The organism is Salipiger bermudensis, assembly GCF_020171625.1.
Taxonomy (GTDB): Bacteria; Pseudomonadota; Alphaproteobacteria; order Rhodobacterales; family Rhodobacteraceae; genus Salipiger; species Salipiger bermudensis_B.
Genome location: NZ_JAIUZY010000004.1, coordinates 165,468 through 181,892, shown reverse-complemented (window position 1 = coordinate 181,892; position 16,425 = coordinate 165,468). Strand labels below are relative to the sequence as shown.

Below are 16,425 nucleotides of genomic sequence, written 5' to 3'. Positions count from 1 at the left end.
CCGTTGATCCGCATAGCCACGGGAAGCTGAGCATGAGCAAGACGAGCAAAACCTCCAAGCCGAATAGCAAGCGCAACTCCGGCAAGCGCGCGGCGGCCTCGGCCGAGGCAAAGCAAGCCATCGCGCCGGTGCGGGATCTGGAAAGCCGGGTCGAGGCCTATCGCGAGCTGTGCCGCGCCTATCTCAAGTATCCCTGCGTGATGCGCCCCTCGGCGCTGACCGGCTTCGAGCGCAGGCTGCACGTGCGCGACACCATCGTCGAGGACCACGCGGTGCGCATCGACGAAAAGGCCGAGGGCGCGAAGGAGAAATTCGAGGCGCTCGCCGCATCGCTTTATTCCTTCTTCCGGGGCACCTCGCTGCTCTTTCACCGCGACATGCTGGGCGAGGACGAGCGGATGCCGACGGTGCTGGCTCTGGGCGACGTGCACCCGGAGAATTTCGGCATCATGCCCAACGCCGACAACGTGCCGATCTTCGGGGTGAACGATTTCGACGATGTCCTCTACGCCCCCTTCACGTGGGATCTAAAACGCGGCGCCACGGGGTTTCTCATCGCCTCGGAAGAGATTGGGGGCCACGGGAAAAAGCTGCGCAAGAAGATCACCCGCAAGTTCCTTGAAGGCTACCGCGAGGGCATCGGCTTCTACGCCCGCCACGACAAGGAGGCGAGCCAGCAGATGCGCGCCGACAACAGCCCCAAGGTGGTCAGGCGGATGTTCAAGAAAGCCGCCAAGAGCCGCAAGGCGTGGCTGTGGGGCCGCTATCTGAACGAGACCGGCCGCGGCTTTCCCGCCAACGAGGAGCTGACGCCGATCTCTTCGCGGATCAAGGAGTTTCAGGGCTACGTAAACGAGGTCGCCAAGCAGAACGGCATTTCGCCGGAAGGTCGCGCCGGTGAGCTTCGGGTGAAGGACGTGTGTCTCCGGCACGGGCAGGGCACCGCCTCGCTCGGGCTGGCGCGCTACTACTGCCTGATCGAGGGGCCAAGCAAGGATGCCACCGACGATCTGATCGTCGAGTTCAAGCGCGCCCGCCGCTCGGCGCTCGAGGGGCTTGTGCCCGAGAACGACTTTTTCGCGGGCGGCGAGGGGGACCGCATTGCGCACGGCCAGTCGGTGCACCTGTCCAATGGCGACGTGTTCTACGGCAATGTCGAGATCGACGGCATGAGCTTCATGTCGCGCGAGCGCGCCCCGTTCCGCGACGACATCGATCTCGATGAGCTGTCCAAGAAGAGCTGGAAGCACTATGCCCATGCCTGCGGGCTGGCGCTGGCGCAGGCTCACGCGCGCTCGGACGATGCCGGAGAGCTCGACTATCGCATCGAACCGCGCATCCTCGAGGCGATGGAGCCCGATGAGCTGTTCATCGACGACATCCTGTGTTTCGCGCGGGCGGCGGTGAAGCGGATCAAGTCCGATCACCGCTCCTACAAGCGCGACCTTAAGTTGGGTGCCTTCGACATGTCGCAGAAGCGCTATCGGTGAGGCTGGGGGCTGCGCAGTGCCGTGCCGGCCCTGCGCTGCGCCGGTGGGCGAACGCGCTCGGTCCCGTCAGCGCCTCGGCGACGCGTTGGGATTTCCCAACGCTCCGCACCCAGAGCCGGTCCGCGCCTTTGCGCGGCCGGTGCGCGTCGGCCTTCAGGACGATGCCGATCACGCGCGCGGCGGGGGCACCGGCCCGGCGGCGGGCCGGAGGCGTCAGGCCCCCGAGCCGCGCGGCGCTGTCAGGCCGGTGATGCGCGTGACGATGGCGTCATGATCCGAGAGCGGTCGGCCGGTGGCATCGAGCGATGACCGGATCTCGGTCTGGTCGAGGTCCATATCCCGGGCGAGGAACCAGTCAAGCTTCATCTGCCGTTCCGGCCAGCGGGTGATCAGGCTCGGGCGCGTGGTGGGCTGATCCTCGGGGCCGCCATGCACGGTGAAACCGGCCTCGCGGGCGGCGTCGAACAGCCCCTCGGCGCGCCAGTCGCCTTCGTTGTGGTTGCCGGTGTTGAGATCGCCGCCGATCAGCACCGGCAGGCGGGGGAAAGCCGCGTCCAGCGCCGCGATCAGGCCGCGCACCTGCCTCTCGCGATGCTCCGGGCCGCAGGCGCTCTCGAGGTGGGTGGAGACCGCCAGCAGCGGGCCTTCATCGGTCTCCACCGTGGCGCCCACCGCGATGCGCTCGCCAAGGCGCGGCTGCTCGTCGTCCGAGAACCACTGCCGCTCGCCCCAGAGCCGCAGCGCGAAGGGATCGCGCAGCGCGGTCTTCGCCATCAGCCCGTTGCCGTGGTAGCCGCGCGCGTTGTGATCGTCCTCGCAGAATTCGTGCTCGATGGGCGAGCCGAGCCCCAGCTCGAGGAACTCGACCGCGTAGGCATAGGCCATCCCGAGCCCGAAGGCCACGTCGCGCGTGGTGTTGCGCTGGCCGGTGCGGGCCATGCCGTGATCCATCTCCGACAGCAGAAGAACGTCGCAATCGGCCATCTTCTGCGCCGCCGCCTCGGGAAACAGGCAGCGCTCGAGGTTCCACGCCCCAACGGTCAGGGGCAGGGCGAGCGGCACCGCGGGCGCCGTGCCACCGGTCTCGATAAGGTTCATGCCCGGGACCTGCGCCATGTGGGTGTCATGAGCGCTGACGCTGCGCGGCAGGGTGCGCAGCGCGAGGTCGGCCTCGGTCGGAACCGGCAGGTCGGATACCGTGTCGCGGATCATTCGGCAGGCACTGCGACAGGCTGCGTCGCGGTCTCGATGCGGCGCCCGGTGCGGGCGTCGAAGAGATGCACGCGCGAGGGGGCGACGCCCAGATGCACGGTCTCGGGCAGCAGGGCTTCGCTGGTGTCGATGATCGCCAGCGCCTGGTCGCCCACGGTGCCATGCACGATGCGCTGGGCCCCCAGCTCCTCGACATGGTCGACCCGCATCGGCACGCCGCCGGACGTGAGGCGCAGATCCTCGGCTCGCAGCCCAAGCGTGACCGGCCCGGCCGCGTGCGCCACCGGCGCCAGCGCGTGGCCCTCAAGCATGACCTGGCCGTTCTCGACATGTGCGTCGAGCAGGCTCATCGCCGGGGCACCGATGAAGGAGGCCACGAAGGTCGAGGCCGGGGCGCGGTAGACCTCGAGCGGCGCGCCGATCTGCTCCACCCGTCCGCCGTTCAGCACCACCAGCCGGTCGGCCAGCGTCATCGCCTCGAGCTGGTCGTGGGTGACATAGAGCGAGGTGGTGCCGAGCCGTTTCTGCAGCTTGCGGATCTCCATCCGCATCGACACGCGCAGCTTGGCGTCGAGGTTCGACAGCGGCTCGTCGAACAGGAAGGCCGAGGGCTGGCGCACGATGGCGCGGCCCATGGCGACGCGCTGGCGCTGGCCGCCCGACAGGGCGCGCGGCTTGCGGTCGAGATAGGGGCGCAGCTCGAGCATCCGCGCCGCCTCGGCCACACGCTCCTCGATCACCGCCTTTCTCTCTCCGCGGTTCTTCAGGCCGTAGGCCATGTTGTCGCGCACGCTCATGTGGGGGTAGAGCGCGTAGTTCTGGAACACCATGGCGATGTCGCGCTCGGCCGGATCGAGCTTGTTGACCAGCCGTTCGCCGATGCGGATCTCGCCCTCGGTGATGGTCTCGAGCCCGGCCACCATGCGCAGGAGGGTGGACTTGCCGCAGCCCGAGGGGCCGACCAGCACGATGAACTCGCCGTCGCGGATCTCGATATTGACGTCCGCCACCGCCGGCTGGGCACTGCCGCCATAGGTCTTGCCGACATTGGTGAGAGAAAGATGTGCCATTACTTGTCGCTTTCCGTCAGGCCCTTGATGAACATGCGCTGGAAGATCACCACCACCGCAACCGGGGGGACCATCGCCAGCACCGCAAGGGCAAAGGCTTCGTTGTAATCGGGGATCTGGCTGCCGACCCAGACCTGCAGGATCGACTTGATGCCCCGCATGAGCGTGAAGAAGCTCTCGTCCGTGGTCATCAGCAGCGGCCAGAGATACTGGTTCCAGCCGTAGATGAACATGATGATGAAGATCGCCGACATCATCGTCCGCGACAGCGGCACCAGCACGTCGATGAAGAACTTCACCGGTCCGGCGCCGTCGATGCGCGCCGCCTCGAGCAGCTCGTCGGGCACCGAGCGGAAGAACTGCCGGAAGAAGAAGGTGCCGGTGGCCGAGGCCAGCAGCGGCACGATCAGGCCGGTATAGGTGTTGAGCAGGTGCAGCTCGGACATCACCTGATAGGACGGCATGATGCGTACCTCGAGCGGCAGCAGCAGCGTCGCGAAGATGGCCCAGAAGATGAGCGTGGCGAAGCGGAAGCGGAAATAGACCAGCGCATAGGCGGCCATCATCGACAGCACGATCTTTCCGACCGCGAAGCCCAGCCCCATGATCATCGAGTTGGTGAGCATCAAGAGCCCGGTCACGTCGCCGGTAAACCCGCCGCGGCTGGTGAGCACCTTGGTGTATGTCTCGGCGCCGTGGCTGCCGGGGGTGATGTAGAGGCCGTTCGAGTGGATGTCGATCGCGGCATGGGTCGAGGACATCAGCGCCATCACCACGGGCACGCAGAGAAACAGCGCGCCGAGGATCAGGATGAGGTGGTCGAGGGGTTTGATCTTCTGCATCTTCTTACCCGTAATGCACGCGGCGTTCGAGGAAGCGGAACTGCAGCACCGTGAGCAGCGCCACCACCACCATGAGGATCACCGACTGCGCCGAGGAGCCGCCGATGTCGTTGCCTTTGAACCCGTCGAGATAGACCTTGTAGACCAGCGTCATCGGGTTGTTGGCGGGCTTATCCTTCACGATCACGTCGATGATCGGAAAGGTGTCGAACATCGTGTAGGTGATGTTGATGACCAGCAGGAAGAAGGCGGTCGGTGCGAGCAGCGGCAGGGTGATGTCGCAGAACCGGCGCCAGCCGGATTTCGCGTCGATCAGCGCCGCCTCGCGCACCGAGACCGGCACCGACTGCAGCCCCGACAGGAAGAAGATGAAGTTGTAGGGGATCTGCTTCCACACCGAGATCACGATCAGGGCGGTGGCGGTGTCCCAGTAGTCGATGCCGACCCGCAGGTCGTGGCCGAACCACGCGGCGATCTGGGTGAAGGGGCCCATGTGCATGTCGAAGAACATCATGCCGATGAGGCCCGCCACCGGCGGTGCGATGGCATAGACCGAGATCAGCAGCGTCTTGTAGGTCTCGGCGCCGCGGATCACCTTGTCGGCCTTGACCGCGAGCAGCAGCCCTAGCCCGAGCGACAGCGCGGTGACCACGACGCAGAAGAAGGCGGTGAAGGCGGCGGTCGACATGTAGCCGCGGCTGGTCAGCGCCTCGGTGTAGTTGTCGAGGCCCACGAAGGTGGCGCCGAAGCCGAACGGATCCTCGAGGTAGAAGGACGAGGTCACCGCCTGCACGGACGGCCAGTAGAAGAAGATCGCAACCACCGCGAGCTGCGGCAGCAGGAACATCCACGGCGTCAGCGGGCGGTCGAACTGGACGCGCTTGACGGGGGTGGCGGTCTCACCGGACCACCAGCGGCGGAGCCGGGCGAACAGCGTGCTGTCGGCCTCGGCGAGGGAAAGGGGGGTATCGGTCACGGGCGTGTCCTGATCGGGGGCGGGTCGTCCCGGTTCGGGCCGGGCGCGGCCCCAAGAGCGGCAACGGAAACGGGGGCCGGGCGCTTGGCCCGACCCCCAGATGCGGTCGATGCTGGCTTACTTCGCAGTCTTGGCGAAGCGTGCGAGCAGGGCGTTGCCCTCTTCCTCGATGATCGAGAACGCCTCATCCACCGACACTTCGTCCGAGAAGATGCGGTTGAACTCGCGCTCCATCACCGAGCGGATCTGCGGGTAGAAGCCCATGCGGTAGCCCTTGGACCACTCGCCGCCCTCGAGCATCAGCTGCTGGATGCCGACCTCGGCCACCGGCTGCTCGTCGTAGTAGCCTTCCGACTTGGCCAGTTCGTAGGCCGCTTCGGTGATCGGCACGTAGCCGGTGCTGCGGTGGTAGAAGAACTGGGTCTCGGGCGAGGTCAGGAAGGTGAAGAACTGCGCCGTGCAGGCGTTCTCTTCGTCGGGCTTGCCGGCCATGGCGAACAGCGCCGCGCCGCCGATGAAGCTCTGGGTGCCGGCGCCTTCGATGCTGTCCCAGTAGGGCATGTAGACGGCGTCGAACTCGAAATCGGCCGACTGCTGCAGGCCGCCGAAGGAGCCCGAGGAGCCGATCCACATGGCGGCTTCACCCTCTTCGAAGGGCTTGAGGTTGTCGGCCCAGCCGGCCCCGTAGAAGCCGTAGAGATCTTCGTCGGCCCAGGCCTTGAGCTTCTCGAACATCATTTTCTGGTTGTCGTCGTTGACGAGGATCTCGGTGCCCTCGAAGCCGTCGTAACCGTTGTTGTTGGTGGCGAACTGCTGGTTGTTCCGCGACTTGAAGTTCTCGACCATCATCCAGGTGAGCTGCGAGGCGGTCATCGGGATATAGCCGGCCTCTTTCAGCTTGGGCGCGATCTCTTCGAACTCTTCCCAGGTCTTCGGCGGCTCGACACCGGCGGCCTCGAAGGCCTCGGTGTTGTAGTACAGGATCGGCGCCGACGAGTTGAACGGCATCCCGATGAACTTGCCGTCGGCATCGGCGTAGAAGTTGCGCACGCCGGCGATGAAGGCATCGCGGTCGAACTCTTCACCGGCGCCGGTGATCAGGTCCTCGGCGGGGACGGTCGCGCCACCGGCGGCGATGATGGTGGCGGCGCCAGCGTCGAACACCTGCAGGATGTTGGGCTGCTCGCCCGAGCGGAAGGCCGCGATGCCCGAGGACAGCGCCTCTTCGTAGGTGCCGCGCGAGACCGGCGTCAGGTTGCACTGGTCCTGTGCCTCGTTGAACTGCTGCGCGATCTCGTTGATCACTTCGCCGTTGCGGCCACCCATGCCGTGCCACCAGCTGATGTCGGTCGCGGCGGAGGCGGTGGAGGCGGTCAGTGCCAGAGCGATGGCGGTGGATGCCGTCTTGATCATGTCCCAGGTCCTTCTTCGGGAGTTTGTTCGTTGCGCGACGGCTAGGGGTGATCTGTAACGGACAGGCATAAGAATTGTGAAATTTATGCGTCAGGCCCTTGATGACGCACCGCGCGGGTGCCCGGCAGGGGGCGACGAGGCGCATCCGAGTCCGGTTGCGGGGGCCCGTGCGCTGTCTTTGCGGGGGCTTTGGGGAGGGGACTCGCCCGGCAACGTCACACCGCTCCCATGCTTGCGAGAGGCCTGCCCGAAATGCGCGCAGGTCGGGCAGGGGGTTGATGCGGCGCAGGTCTCACGCGGTCGCAAGCGCAAAGGGGCGGGGCTTGGGGCGACACGAAGGCAGGTTGAGAATGTTGCGGGACGTGAGGGGTGCGCCGGTGATACCTGCGGCGCAGGCTTGTGGCCGGGGCAGCGCGTAAGGCCTTCGTCAGACGGTAAGGCTCGATGCGGTCAGGCGGACGCCCACCTCACCCGGCGCCCTAACCCGGGATGGGCGCGCGCAGGATGACGTTGGTATAGCCGTCGTGAATCACCCGGCTCATGGCGTCGCGGGCGTCCGTCTGGGCGCCGGAGGCGATGGCCGACACGATGGCGCGGTGGCGCTGGGCCACGGTTTCACGGCGGTCCGCGAAATCGCCGATATGCTCTGCCATGAACAGCGAATAGAGCGCCGTCTGCACCAGATCGCCAAGGGATTGCAGGAACCGGTTGCCGGACAGGCGCAGCACCTGCTTGTGAAACGCATAGTCCGCAAGGGCGAACTCGGTCGGCGTGTCGGCGGCGGCGAGCCGGTCGCAGATCGCGTGCAGCGCGTCCAGATCCACCTGATTGACGCGCCCCGCCGCCTGCGCGGCGGCGGCTGGCTCGAAGATCATCCGGATCTCGTAGAGCTCTTCGAAGAACCGTGTCGGGTTGCGCGCGGTCGCGTGCCAGCGCAGCACGTCCTCGTCGAACATGTTCCAGCCGTCGGCGGCGCGGACATGCGTGCCGACCTTGGCCTTGGACTGGATCATCCCCTTGGCGATCAGGGTCTTTTTCGCCTCGCGGACGACGGTGCGCGAGACGCCGAACATCTCGCACAGGTCGGGGTCAAGCGGGATCATCGTCTCGGCAGGGTATTCGCCTGCGACGATGGCGCGGCCGAGCTGGTCCACCACGAAGGCCGTGTGATTGGACGCGCGTTCCGCCCCTGCGCCGCCCGCTGTGACCAGGGTCATGAGAGAGCGGCGGAACCAGTCGCTGTGCGCATCCTTGCCTGCGCTGCCCTTTTCTTTGCCGCCCACGTCAGCCCTTTCTGAAGGAGGATGAATGCGAAGAGCAGGCTACCGATCACGATCTTGGTCCACCAGCTCGAGAGGGTGCCGTCGAAGACAATATAGGTCTGTATCAGCCCCATGATGAGAATGCCGAAGAACGTCCCGGCGACAAAGCCGTATCCGCCGGTCAGAAGCGTCCCCCCGATGACCACCGCAGCGATCGCGTCGAGCTCCACCCCCACCGTCGCCAGCGAATAGCCGGCCGAGGTATAGAGCGAGAACACGATGCCCGACAGCCCCGCCAGCCCGCCGGACACGGCGTAGATGCCGATGGTGGTGCGGGCCACCGGCACGCCCATCAGTTTGGCCGCCTGCTCCCCGCCGCCAAGGGCATAGACATTCTGTCCAAAGCGCGTGCGATGCGCAACGAGGGCGCCGACGATGAAGGTTAGCACCATCAGGCCTCCAATCAGGCGAAAGCGCGCGCCGTCGATCTTCCAGTAGAGGCCCTGCAGCGTGTCGTAGAACTCGTGCGTGATGGGCACGCTTTCGGTCGAGAGCACATAGGCCGCGCCGCGGGCCAGAAACATCCCCGCCAGCGTCACGATGAAGGGCGGCATCTCCAGATAATGGATCGTCGCTCCCATCGCGGTGCCGAACGCAGTGGTCAGCAGCAGCACGAGCGCGAAGGCCGCCAGCGGGTGGATCGAGGTCTCGCGCAGGATCACCGCGAGGAACACTCCGGTGAAGGCGATCACCGAGCCGATCGACAGATCGATGCCGCCGGAGAGGATGACGAAGGTCATCCCCACCGCGGCGATCCCGAGGAAGGCATTGTCGGTCAGCAGGTTCGCAACCACCCGCAGCGACAGCATCGCCGGGTAGGCCGAGGCGCAGAGCGCATAGGCCAGCACGAAGGTCGCCAGCGTGATCAGGAGGGGCAGATGCGTGGACCGGATCATCGCGCGGTCTCCTCTTTCGTGGGGCTGGAGGCGGGGGCATCGGGCTCGGGTTGCGGGCCGGAGGCTTTCAGCAGGTAGATGTAATTGCCGATGCGGGGCGACTGGATCACGAGGATGCCGAGGATCAGCAGCGCCTTGATGACGAGGTTGAACTCGGGCGGCAGGCCCGACAGCAGGATCACCGAGTTGACGGACTGGATGATCAGCGCGCCGATCAGCGAGGCGATGATGGAAAACCGCCCGCCAAGCAGGGAATTGCCGCCGATCACCACCGCGAGGATCGCGTCGAGCTCGAGCCAGAGCCCGGCGTTGTTGGCGTCGGCCCCCTTGATGTCCGCGGCGACGATGACACCCGCCAGCGCGGCGCAGAGGCCGGACACGAGATAGACGCAGACCAGCAGTACGCGGCTGTTGATCCCGGCCAGCCGCGAGGAGCGCTCATTGATGCCGATGGCCTCGATCAGCATCCCCAGCGCCGTCTTGCGTACCACGAAGGTGACAAGCGCGCCCAGGGCCAGCCAGATCAGGATCGGCGTCGGAACCCCGGCCACGGTGCCCGCGCCCAGATGGATCAGCCCGGGATTGTCGAAGGTCAGGATCTTGCCCTCGGTCACCAGCTGCGCGATGCCGCGCCCGGCCACCATCAGCACCAGCGTGGCGACGATCGGCTGGATGCGCAGCACGGCCACGAGAAGCCCGTTCCACAACCCGCAGAGCCCGCCCGCGGCAAGCGCGGCGAGCAGGGCGGTGCCCCAGCCGTGGCCGTCCACCACCACCGAGGCCGCAACGGCGCCCGCGATGGCCATGACGGCGCCGACCGACAGATCGATGCCTTTGGTTGCGATCACCAGCGTCATGCCGATGCACAGCAGCGCCACCGGTGCGCCGCGGTTCAGAACGTCGATCAGGTTGCCGAACAGCCGCCCGTTGCGGAAGTCGATCTGAAAGAACTCCGGAAACACCGCGACGTTCAGCGCCAGCGCCACGGCCAGGATCACCAGCTGCGGCAGGATGCGCCTCAGGACGGACGGGCGGGGGCCAATGGTCTGGGACGTCATGCGACCTCCTCGGTTGCGATGGCGTTGATGATATTGTCGGGGGTGATCTGATCGCCGGTCAGCTCGCGCACCTGTTGCCGGTCGCGCAGCACCACGACGCGGGTGGAATAGGCCACCAGCTCCTCGAGCTCGGAGGAGGCCACCAGCAGCGCCATGCCATCGGCGCGCAGCTGTTCGATCAGGGCGATGATTTCCGCGTGCGCGCCGACATCGATGCCGCGCGTCGGCTCGTCAAGGATCAGGAAGGCCGGATTGGTCGCCAGCCAGCGTGCCAGCAGCGCCTTTTGCTGATTGCCTCCGGACAGAAGCCGGATCGGCATGTCGAGCGATGCCAGGCGGATGTCCAGCGCACGCACATAGCTTTGCGCGATCTCTTCCACCTTGGCGCGGGGGATCGGGCGCATCCAGCCCTGCCGGGCCTGCAGCGCCAGAATGATGTTGTCACGCACCGAGAGGTCGCCCACGATGCCGTCGATCTTGCGATCCTCGGGGCAGAGCGCGAACCGGTGGGCCACTGCGTCGCGCGGGTTCTTGATGGAGATGTCCTGCCCGCGCAGCGCGATGCGACCCTGATCGGCCGGCTCCACGCCGAAGATCAGGTTGGCGGTCTCTGTTCGGCCGGAGCCGAGCAGACCGGCAAGGCCCACGACTTCGCCTTCGCGAATATTGAGGGAAAACGGCGCCATCATGCCGCGTTTGCCGAGATCGTCGATCTCGACCAGCGTCTTACCCGCCGGGCCGACATCGCGCGCCTTGGTTCGTGCCTCGAGCTGGCGGCCCAGCATCATCGTGACGACGTCGCGCTGGGTCATCTCGGCCAGCAGGCATTCGCCCACCACGCGGCCGTTGCGCAGAACGGTGGCGCGGTCGGAGATCGCGAAGACCTGATCGAGGAAATGGGTGATGAACACCACCGCAAGACCACGCGCCTTGACCTGCCGGATCACATCGAACAGCAGCTGGACCTCGTCGTGATCGAGGCTGGCTGTCGGTTCGTCGAGGATCAGCACCTTGCCCGACATCTCGACGGCGCGGGCGATGGCGATGACCTGCTGGATCGCGACCGAATAGGCGGTGAGCGGCTCGGCCGGGTCGATGCGCAGCCCGTAGCCCGCCAGCACGGCGCGGGCCTCTTCGTTCATCCGCCGCCGCGCGATGAAGCCGCCGCGCATCGGCTGTCGCCCGAGGAACAGGTTCTCGGCCACGGTCAGGTTGGGCAGGAGATTGACCTCCTGATACACGGTGCCGATGCCGAGGCGCTGGCTGTCGGCGGTCGAGACCGGGTGGATCTCCTGCCCGTCCATCAGCATCGTGCCCGCGTCGCGGCGATAGGCGCCCGTCAGGCATTTGATCAGGGTGGACTTGCCAGCGCCGTTCTCGCCCAGAAGCGCATGGACCTCGCCGGGCATGAGGCGCAGTTCCACGTCGTCCAGCGCGATGGTGCCGGGAAAGAACTTCGAGATACCGCGTGCGTGCAGCACCGGCGCGTCGGGTGTGAGGGTGTCTGTCATTCGGGGACCTTATCCGCCGGGGGCCGTGCCGCGTGCAAGCGTCGCAACGGGCCAGGCGGACAGCACCGCCCGGCCCTGGGGATCAAGGCTCAGTAGCCAAGATCCTTCTTCTCGTTGAAGATTGCCATGTTGTCATCGTCGGCGGTGAACAGCCGGGATTCGGTCTGGATCCACTTCTCGGGCTCGGTTCCGTCGGCAAGATAGGCCTCGAGCGCGTCGAGCGCGGGCCCGGCCATGTTCGGCGTCAGTTCGATCGTGGCGTTCATCTCGCCGTCGGCGATGGCCTTGTGCGCGTCCGGCACAGCGTCGATGGCGACGATCCTGATGTCTTCGCCCGGCTTGAGCCCGGCTTCCTTGATCGCCTGGATGGCGCCGACGGCCATGTCGTCGTTATGCGCATAGAGCGCGCAGATGTTCTCGCCGCCCTCGGCCTTGAGGAAGCTTTCCATCACCACCTTGCCCTGGGCACGGGTGAAGTCGCCGGTCTGGCTGCGGACGATCTCGAGGTTGTCATGGCCCTCGATACCCTGCTCGAACCCGGTCTTGCGGTCGATGGCAGGGGAGGAGCCCGTGGTGCCCTGAAGCTCGACGATGCGGCAGTCTTCGCCGTTCATCTCGTCGACCAGCCACTGGCCGGCAACCTCGCCTTCGTGCACGAGGTCCGAGGTCACGGCGGTCAGGTAGAGCGACTCGTCCGCATCGACGGTGCGATCCAGCAGGACCACGGGAATCTCGGCGTCCTTGGCCTCTTCAAGCACCTCATCCCAGCCGGTGGCCACGACGGGCGCGATCAGGATGGCATCGACGCCCTGCGCGATGAAGCTGCGGATCGCCTTGATCTGGTTTTCCTGCTTTTGCTGGGCATCGGCGAATTTCAGGTCGATGCCGCGCTTTTCGGCCTCTTGCTTGGTGACGGTGGTTTCCGCCGCGCGCCAGCCGGATTCCGACCCGATCTGGCTAAAGCCGATGGTCAGGTCTGCCGCCATGGCGGCCATCGGGGCAAGCGCAATCACAGACGCCAGAAGCGTTGTCTTCAGTTTCATGATTTCCTCCCATTCGGAGCCTCTCCTTGCTCCATGGAGCTGATTAAGTATTATTTTATTAGTTTTGTAAACAGTTCTGTGAAGTGGCCGTCAGAAAAGGTCCGTTCGAGCCCGTTCCCCCTGAAACGCATCCGTTCAGTGTTGCTGTGCTGCTAGGACGCGCGCCGCCCTTCGGCGCTCCAGTTCGCTCATGAGGTCGGGTATATCGCCCGGCTCTTGGCTCCCGGCTGGCGAAGGCGTTCACCACTGCCAATGGCACCCACGTCGATGCTACGCAGCGGCGCTGCGCGGATCGGTCAGATGTCGATGGCCGGAGCTTCGGCAGCCCCTTCATCGCGACGCCGTGACACTCACCAGAATACGCGTGCGTGCCCCTCCCTGCGTGGGGTGGGGCGGTTTGGCGGCAAAGCTCGCCATCCGGACCTTTATTACCTCCAGCGACCATCATCGCGCGCCCTCAACCCCTTGGCAGGGCGCTTCCGGCGCTGATCTGTTGGCGGACAAAGGATGCCGAAACACACGGCGAGCAAGAGCAGCGAGCAGCTTGGAACACGCCAAACTCTGTCCAAAAAATCGGGAACGGTTCACGCTTGGGCGGTCTCTGAGAGGAGCAGACAATATTGCGTTTCGAGGATGCTGCTCAAGCAAGCGATCGCTTTGCTTTGAATGGTGCCCGGGGGCGGAATCGAACCACCGACACGAGGATTTTCAATCCATGCTGAAGTCTGATCTAGTTCTTTGCGTCAACGTTATAGCTACGTAAATGCAAGTTGGCTTCCGGACGGAGCTGGGGGACCTGTCGGGCACTTTGACTGCCGGTAGCGTGCCAGCTATTGCCCGAAGTCAGCGTCGGCTTTGCCACTGTCGGGCATGTCCGGAATTGAAGCGCAGACGCGTTACCTGCTTCGCGAAAGGGCTCCGCAGGTGCCTCGATCTGTCTCGCGGCCGACCTGTTGCTATGAATCTGTTGCTCCCTCCAAAGCGTCACGGCGTTCCGGATGTGCTTCGAACGACCGTCAGGCGAGAACATCCGAATTCAGATGAAACATCACCCGATCCACAAGCTCATCGATTATTGCAATGCGATGCGCGCCGCTCGGGCGGATTGCGTAGTAGGAGACCGGTATGTTCGCCGAGAAGGGGATCGTCACCAGCCCGGCATTCGCCGCACGCGTAGATATTTCGTCCACGATGGCGACACCCATGCCTTCCGCGGCAAAGTGGCAACAGTTCAGCATCGATGTTTCGATTACGCTCGCGGGAGCACTCTTCGCTGTCGAAAGCGCGCTGTCGAAGGCGATGCGCACCGGAGAATTGCGGCCGGGGATCAGGATCCGTTCGTCGATCAGGTCATCGGGGGTGCAGACATCCTTGGTTGCGATTGGATGTGACGGCGGCACCGCGACGACAGCAGGCATCTGTCGCAACTTCAGGGCCCGATCACTCATGCGCTGACGCCGATAGACGAAGCCGATGTCATACTGTGCCTTCTCGACCATCTCCCAGATGTGTCGGCTGTTTTCGACGTCGACGATTAGAGGGACATCCTTGCGGTCCCCGATGACCTCTCGGATCGCGGTCTGCAGATAGGGGCGCACCAGCGACGTCACCGTGCCGATGCGGATGACAATATTCTTGTGCGCGCGAATGTCTTCCGCCGCCTGTGCGATCTGGTCGAGGCCGAGATACAGTCTCTCGACCTCGCGATAGAGCATGAGGGCCTCGGCAGTCGGATCCAACCGGGCCCCACGCCGACTGAAGAGTTGCAGGGCAAGGGACTCTTCCAGATCCCGGATCAGGCGACTCACAGCCGGTTGTGTCACATGCATCAGGTCTGCCGCAGCAGTGATCCCTCCACTCATCATAACGCAGCGAAACGCCTCAACCTGTCGGTGCTTCAAATGCATCTTCGCGCTCCAGTATAACATTTGGTCATGATGTAAGTATCAGATACAATTTTATCGCAGCTGTGAAGGCCGCTAGCTTGCGTTTTGCCCGATGGGAGAAAGCGGGCACAAAACCGAACGGAGGAGTTCCCTGATGAAACCTGTTGCCTTGGCCGCGCTGCTCGCGGCCAGCACCGCGCTCGCGCCTGCCGCCCTGTCAGCCCAGGAGCTGACGATCGGTCTTGCCGCATCGACCACGTCGATGGACCCGCAGTTCTACGTCGTTGGTCCGAACAGCGCCATGGCTCGGAACATCTTTGACGGGCTTGTGAACCAGGACGAGAACCAGCAGATCGTGCCCGCTCTCGCGACGTCCTGGAAGATCGTTGATGACACCACATGGGAATTCACCTTGCGCGAAGGCGTCACGTTCCACGACGGGAGCGACTTCACCGCCGAGGATGTGGTGGCGAGTATCAACCGCGTGCCCAAGGCGTCGAACAACAGCCCCAGCTCCTTTATGCCCTACGTCAAGGCGATCAAGGATGTGCAAGCCGTCGATCCGTCGACGGTTCGCATCACCACCGACGAGCCAACGCCCCTCCTGCTGAACAACCTCAGCCGGATCGCAATCCTGCCGGCCGAGGCCGCCGAGACTACCACCGAGCAGATGAACTCGGGCGAGGGCGTGATCGGCACCGGGCCGTTCCAGTTCGTCTCCTGGGTGCCCGACAGCGAAGTCGTGGTCGAACGCAACGATGCCTACTGGGCCGAGCCCGCAGCTTGGGAAGACGTGACTTTCAAGGTCTTCAAGAACAACAGCGCCCGCGTTGCTGCGATGCTCTCGGGCGACGTTGATATGATCGAGAGCATTCCCACCGCCGACACGCGTCGGCTTGTGGACGCTGAAGATGTCGAAGTCGTCTCGGTTGCGGGCAACCGGGTCATGTATCTGCATATGGACCAAGGGCGTGAGGAATCTCCCTTTGCCACCGACGCCGAGGGCAAGAACCCACTGCGCGATCCGCGCGTGCGCCGCGCCCTGTCGCTGTCGCTGAACCGCGAGGCGATCGTCGATCGCATCATGGATGGGCAAGGGGTCCCCGCGGGTCAGCTCGTCCCTGAAGGCTACTTCGGCTATGACAGCGAGATATCGGCGGACCCGTATGATCCCGAAGCGGCGAAGGAACTGCTGACCGAAGCGGGCTATCCCGACGGTTTCGAGCTGACCTTCCACGCCTCGAATGACCGCTATCCCAATGACAGCCGAGTTGCACAGGCCATCGGGCAGTTCTTCAGCCGGATCGGCATCGATACCTCGGTCGAGACACTGCCAGCGAGCGTCTACTTTTCGCGGGCGTCGAACCTCGAGTTCAGCTTCATCATGGGCGGTGCCGCGGTCGAGACAGGTGAGGCGTCGGGCGTTCTCGGGCCGTTGCTCGAGACCTATGGCGAGAGCGCCGGTCGTGGCAACCGCGGACGCTACTCCAACCCCGAGTTCGACAGCGCGCTCTCGGAAGCGCGCCAGACGCTTGACGAAGAAAAGCGCCGCGAGCTTCTCGAGAAAGCGACCGAGATCGCCATGACCGACCTTGGTGTGATCCCGGTCTTCTACCTCGCAAACACCTGGGCACTTGAAGACGGTATCGACTACCCCGGACGCTCGGATGGCTACACGTTGGCCTACGACGTGCGGCCCGAGTGAT

Annotated in this window: 13 protein-coding genes; 2 read left to right on the top strand and 11 right to left on the bottom strand. The window is 64.9% G+C overall.

The genetic code is table 11. The features are described 5' to 3' along the window. Nucleotides 1-32: 32 nt before the first annotated feature. Complete coding sequence (locus LCM15_RS07435; protein WP_224854987.1) at nt 33-1,490, top strand: DUF2252 domain-containing protein; 1,458 nt, start codon at nt 33-35, stop codon at nt 1,488-1,490. A 213-nt stretch (nt 1,491-1,703) separates the two neighbouring features. Here LCM15_RS07435 and LCM15_RS07430 read toward each other — a convergent pair whose 3' ends face one another. The 11 genes from LCM15_RS07430 to LCM15_RS07380 form a co-directional block, all read right to left on the bottom strand. Continuing rightward, nucleotides 1,704-2,702: an endonuclease/exonuclease/phosphatase family protein gene (locus tag LCM15_RS07430; protein ID WP_224854985.1), complete on the bottom strand. Its 999-nt coding sequence runs from the start codon at nt 2,700-2,702 to the stop codon at nt 1,704-1,706. Then, nucleotides 2,699-3,772 (bottom strand): sn-glycerol-3-phosphate ABC transporter ATP-binding protein UgpC, encoded by a 1,074-nt coding sequence (gene ugpC / locus LCM15_RS07425; protein ID WP_224854983.1) that lies wholly within the window; start codon nt 3,770-3,772, stop codon nt 2,699-2,701. The genes LCM15_RS07430 and ugpC overlap by 4 nt, the downstream gene beginning before the upstream one ends. Further along, a complete protein-coding gene (locus LCM15_RS07420; RefSeq protein ID WP_224854981.1) occupies nt 3,772-4,614 on the bottom strand; it encodes an ABC transporter permease subunit in 843 nt (280 codons plus the stop codon). Before LCM15_RS07420 ends, ugpC begins: the two co-directional genes overlap by 1 nt. A 4-nt stretch (nt 4,615-4,618) precedes the next feature. Continuing rightward, the gene (locus LCM15_RS07415; protein ID WP_224854979.1) at nt 4,619-5,590 is read right to left on the bottom strand and encodes an ABC transporter permease subunit; all 972 of its coding nucleotides are present in this window, start codon (nt 5,588-5,590) and stop codon (nt 4,619-4,621) included. Between the two features lie 117 nt (nt 5,591-5,707). Beyond that, a complete protein-coding gene (locus tag LCM15_RS07410) occupies nt 5,708-7,003 on the bottom strand; it encodes an extracellular solute-binding protein (protein ID WP_224854977.1) in 1,296 nt (431 codons plus the stop codon). Between the two features lie 479 nt (nt 7,004-7,482). Then, nucleotides 7,483-8,220 carry a FadR/GntR family transcriptional regulator gene (locus LCM15_RS07405; RefSeq protein ID WP_224854976.1) on the bottom strand — a complete coding sequence of 246 codons (738 nt, stop codon included), beginning with the start codon at nt 8,218-8,220 and terminating at the stop codon, nt 7,483-7,485. After that, nucleotides 8,217-9,221: a galactofuranose ABC transporter, permease protein YjfF gene (gene yjfF, locus LCM15_RS07400; RefSeq protein WP_224854974.1), complete on the bottom strand. Its 1,005-nt coding sequence runs from the start codon at nt 9,219-9,221 to the stop codon at nt 8,217-8,219. The genes LCM15_RS07405 and yjfF overlap by 4 nt, the downstream gene beginning before the upstream one ends. Next, nucleotides 9,218-10,279, bottom strand: a complete 1,062-nt coding sequence (locus LCM15_RS07395; protein WP_224854972.1) for an ABC transporter permease — start codon at nt 10,277-10,279, stop codon at nt 9,218-9,220. The genes yjfF and LCM15_RS07395 overlap by 4 nt, the downstream gene beginning before the upstream one ends. Then, nucleotides 10,276-11,790, bottom strand: coding sequence for a sugar ABC transporter ATP-binding protein (locus LCM15_RS07390; protein WP_224854970.1), 1,515 nt, complete (start codon nt 11,788-11,790; stop codon nt 10,276-10,278). Before LCM15_RS07390 ends, LCM15_RS07395 begins: the two co-directional genes overlap by 4 nt. A gap of 89 nt (nt 11,791-11,879) precedes the next feature. Beyond that, nucleotides 11,880-12,833: a galactofuranose ABC transporter, galactofuranose-binding protein YtfQ gene (gene ytfQ, locus LCM15_RS07385; protein ID WP_224854968.1), complete on the bottom strand. Its 954-nt coding sequence runs from the start codon at nt 12,831-12,833 to the stop codon at nt 11,880-11,882. A 1,016-nt stretch (nt 12,834-13,849) separates the two neighbouring features. Next, nucleotides 13,850-14,740: a LysR substrate-binding domain-containing protein gene (locus LCM15_RS07380; RefSeq protein WP_224854966.1), complete on the bottom strand. Its 891-nt coding sequence runs from the start codon at nt 14,738-14,740 to the stop codon at nt 13,850-13,852. A gap of 133 nt (nt 14,741-14,873) precedes the next feature. On the opposite strand from LCM15_RS07380, the gene LCM15_RS07375 reads away from it, so the two are divergent. Beyond that, nucleotides 14,874-16,424, top strand: coding sequence for an ABC transporter substrate-binding protein (locus LCM15_RS07375; RefSeq protein WP_224854964.1), 1,551 nt, complete (start codon nt 14,874-14,876; stop codon nt 16,422-16,424). Nucleotide 16,425: the final 1 nt, after the last annotated feature.

Coding starts and splice junctions, on each gene's coding strand:
- LCM15_RS07380 (WP_224854966.1), bottom strand. CDS start 14,740: ATGCATTTGAAGCACCGACAGGTTGAGGCGTTTCGCTGCGTTATGATG.
- yjfF (WP_224854974.1), bottom strand. CDS start 9,221: ATGATCCGGTCCACGCATCTGCCCCTCCTGATCACGCTGGCGACCTTC.
- ugpC (WP_224854983.1), bottom strand. CDS start 3,772: ATGGCACATCTTTCTCTCACCAATGTCGGCAAGACCTATGGCGGCAGT.
- LCM15_RS07410 (WP_224854977.1), bottom strand. CDS start 7,003: ATGATCAAGACGGCATCCACCGCCATCGCTCTGGCACTGACCGCCTCC.
- ytfQ (WP_224854968.1), bottom strand. CDS start 12,833: ATGAAACTGAAGACAACGCTTCTGGCGTCTGTGATTGCGCTTGCCCCG.
- LCM15_RS07405 (WP_224854976.1), bottom strand. CDS start 8,220: ATGACCCTGGTCACAGCGGGCGGCGCAGGGGCGGAACGCGCGTCCAAT.
- LCM15_RS07395 (WP_224854972.1), bottom strand. CDS start 10,279: ATGACGTCCCAGACCATTGGCCCCCGCCCGTCCGTCCTGAGGCGCATC.
- LCM15_RS07430 (WP_224854985.1), bottom strand. CDS start 2,702: ATGATCCGCGACACGGTATCCGACCTGCCGGTTCCGACCGAGGCCGAC.
- LCM15_RS07435 (WP_224854987.1), top strand. CDS start 33: ATGAGCAAGACGAGCAAAACCTCCAAGCCGAATAGCAAGCGCAACTCC.
- LCM15_RS07390 (WP_224854970.1), bottom strand. CDS start 11,790: ATGACAGACACCCTCACACCCGACGCGCCGGTGCTGCACGCACGCGGT.
- LCM15_RS07420 (WP_224854981.1), bottom strand. CDS start 4,614: ATGCAGAAGATCAAACCCCTCGACCACCTCATCCTGATCCTCGGCGCG.
- LCM15_RS07375 (WP_224854964.1), top strand. CDS start 14,874: ATGAAACCTGTTGCCTTGGCCGCGCTGCTCGCGGCCAGCACCGCGCTC.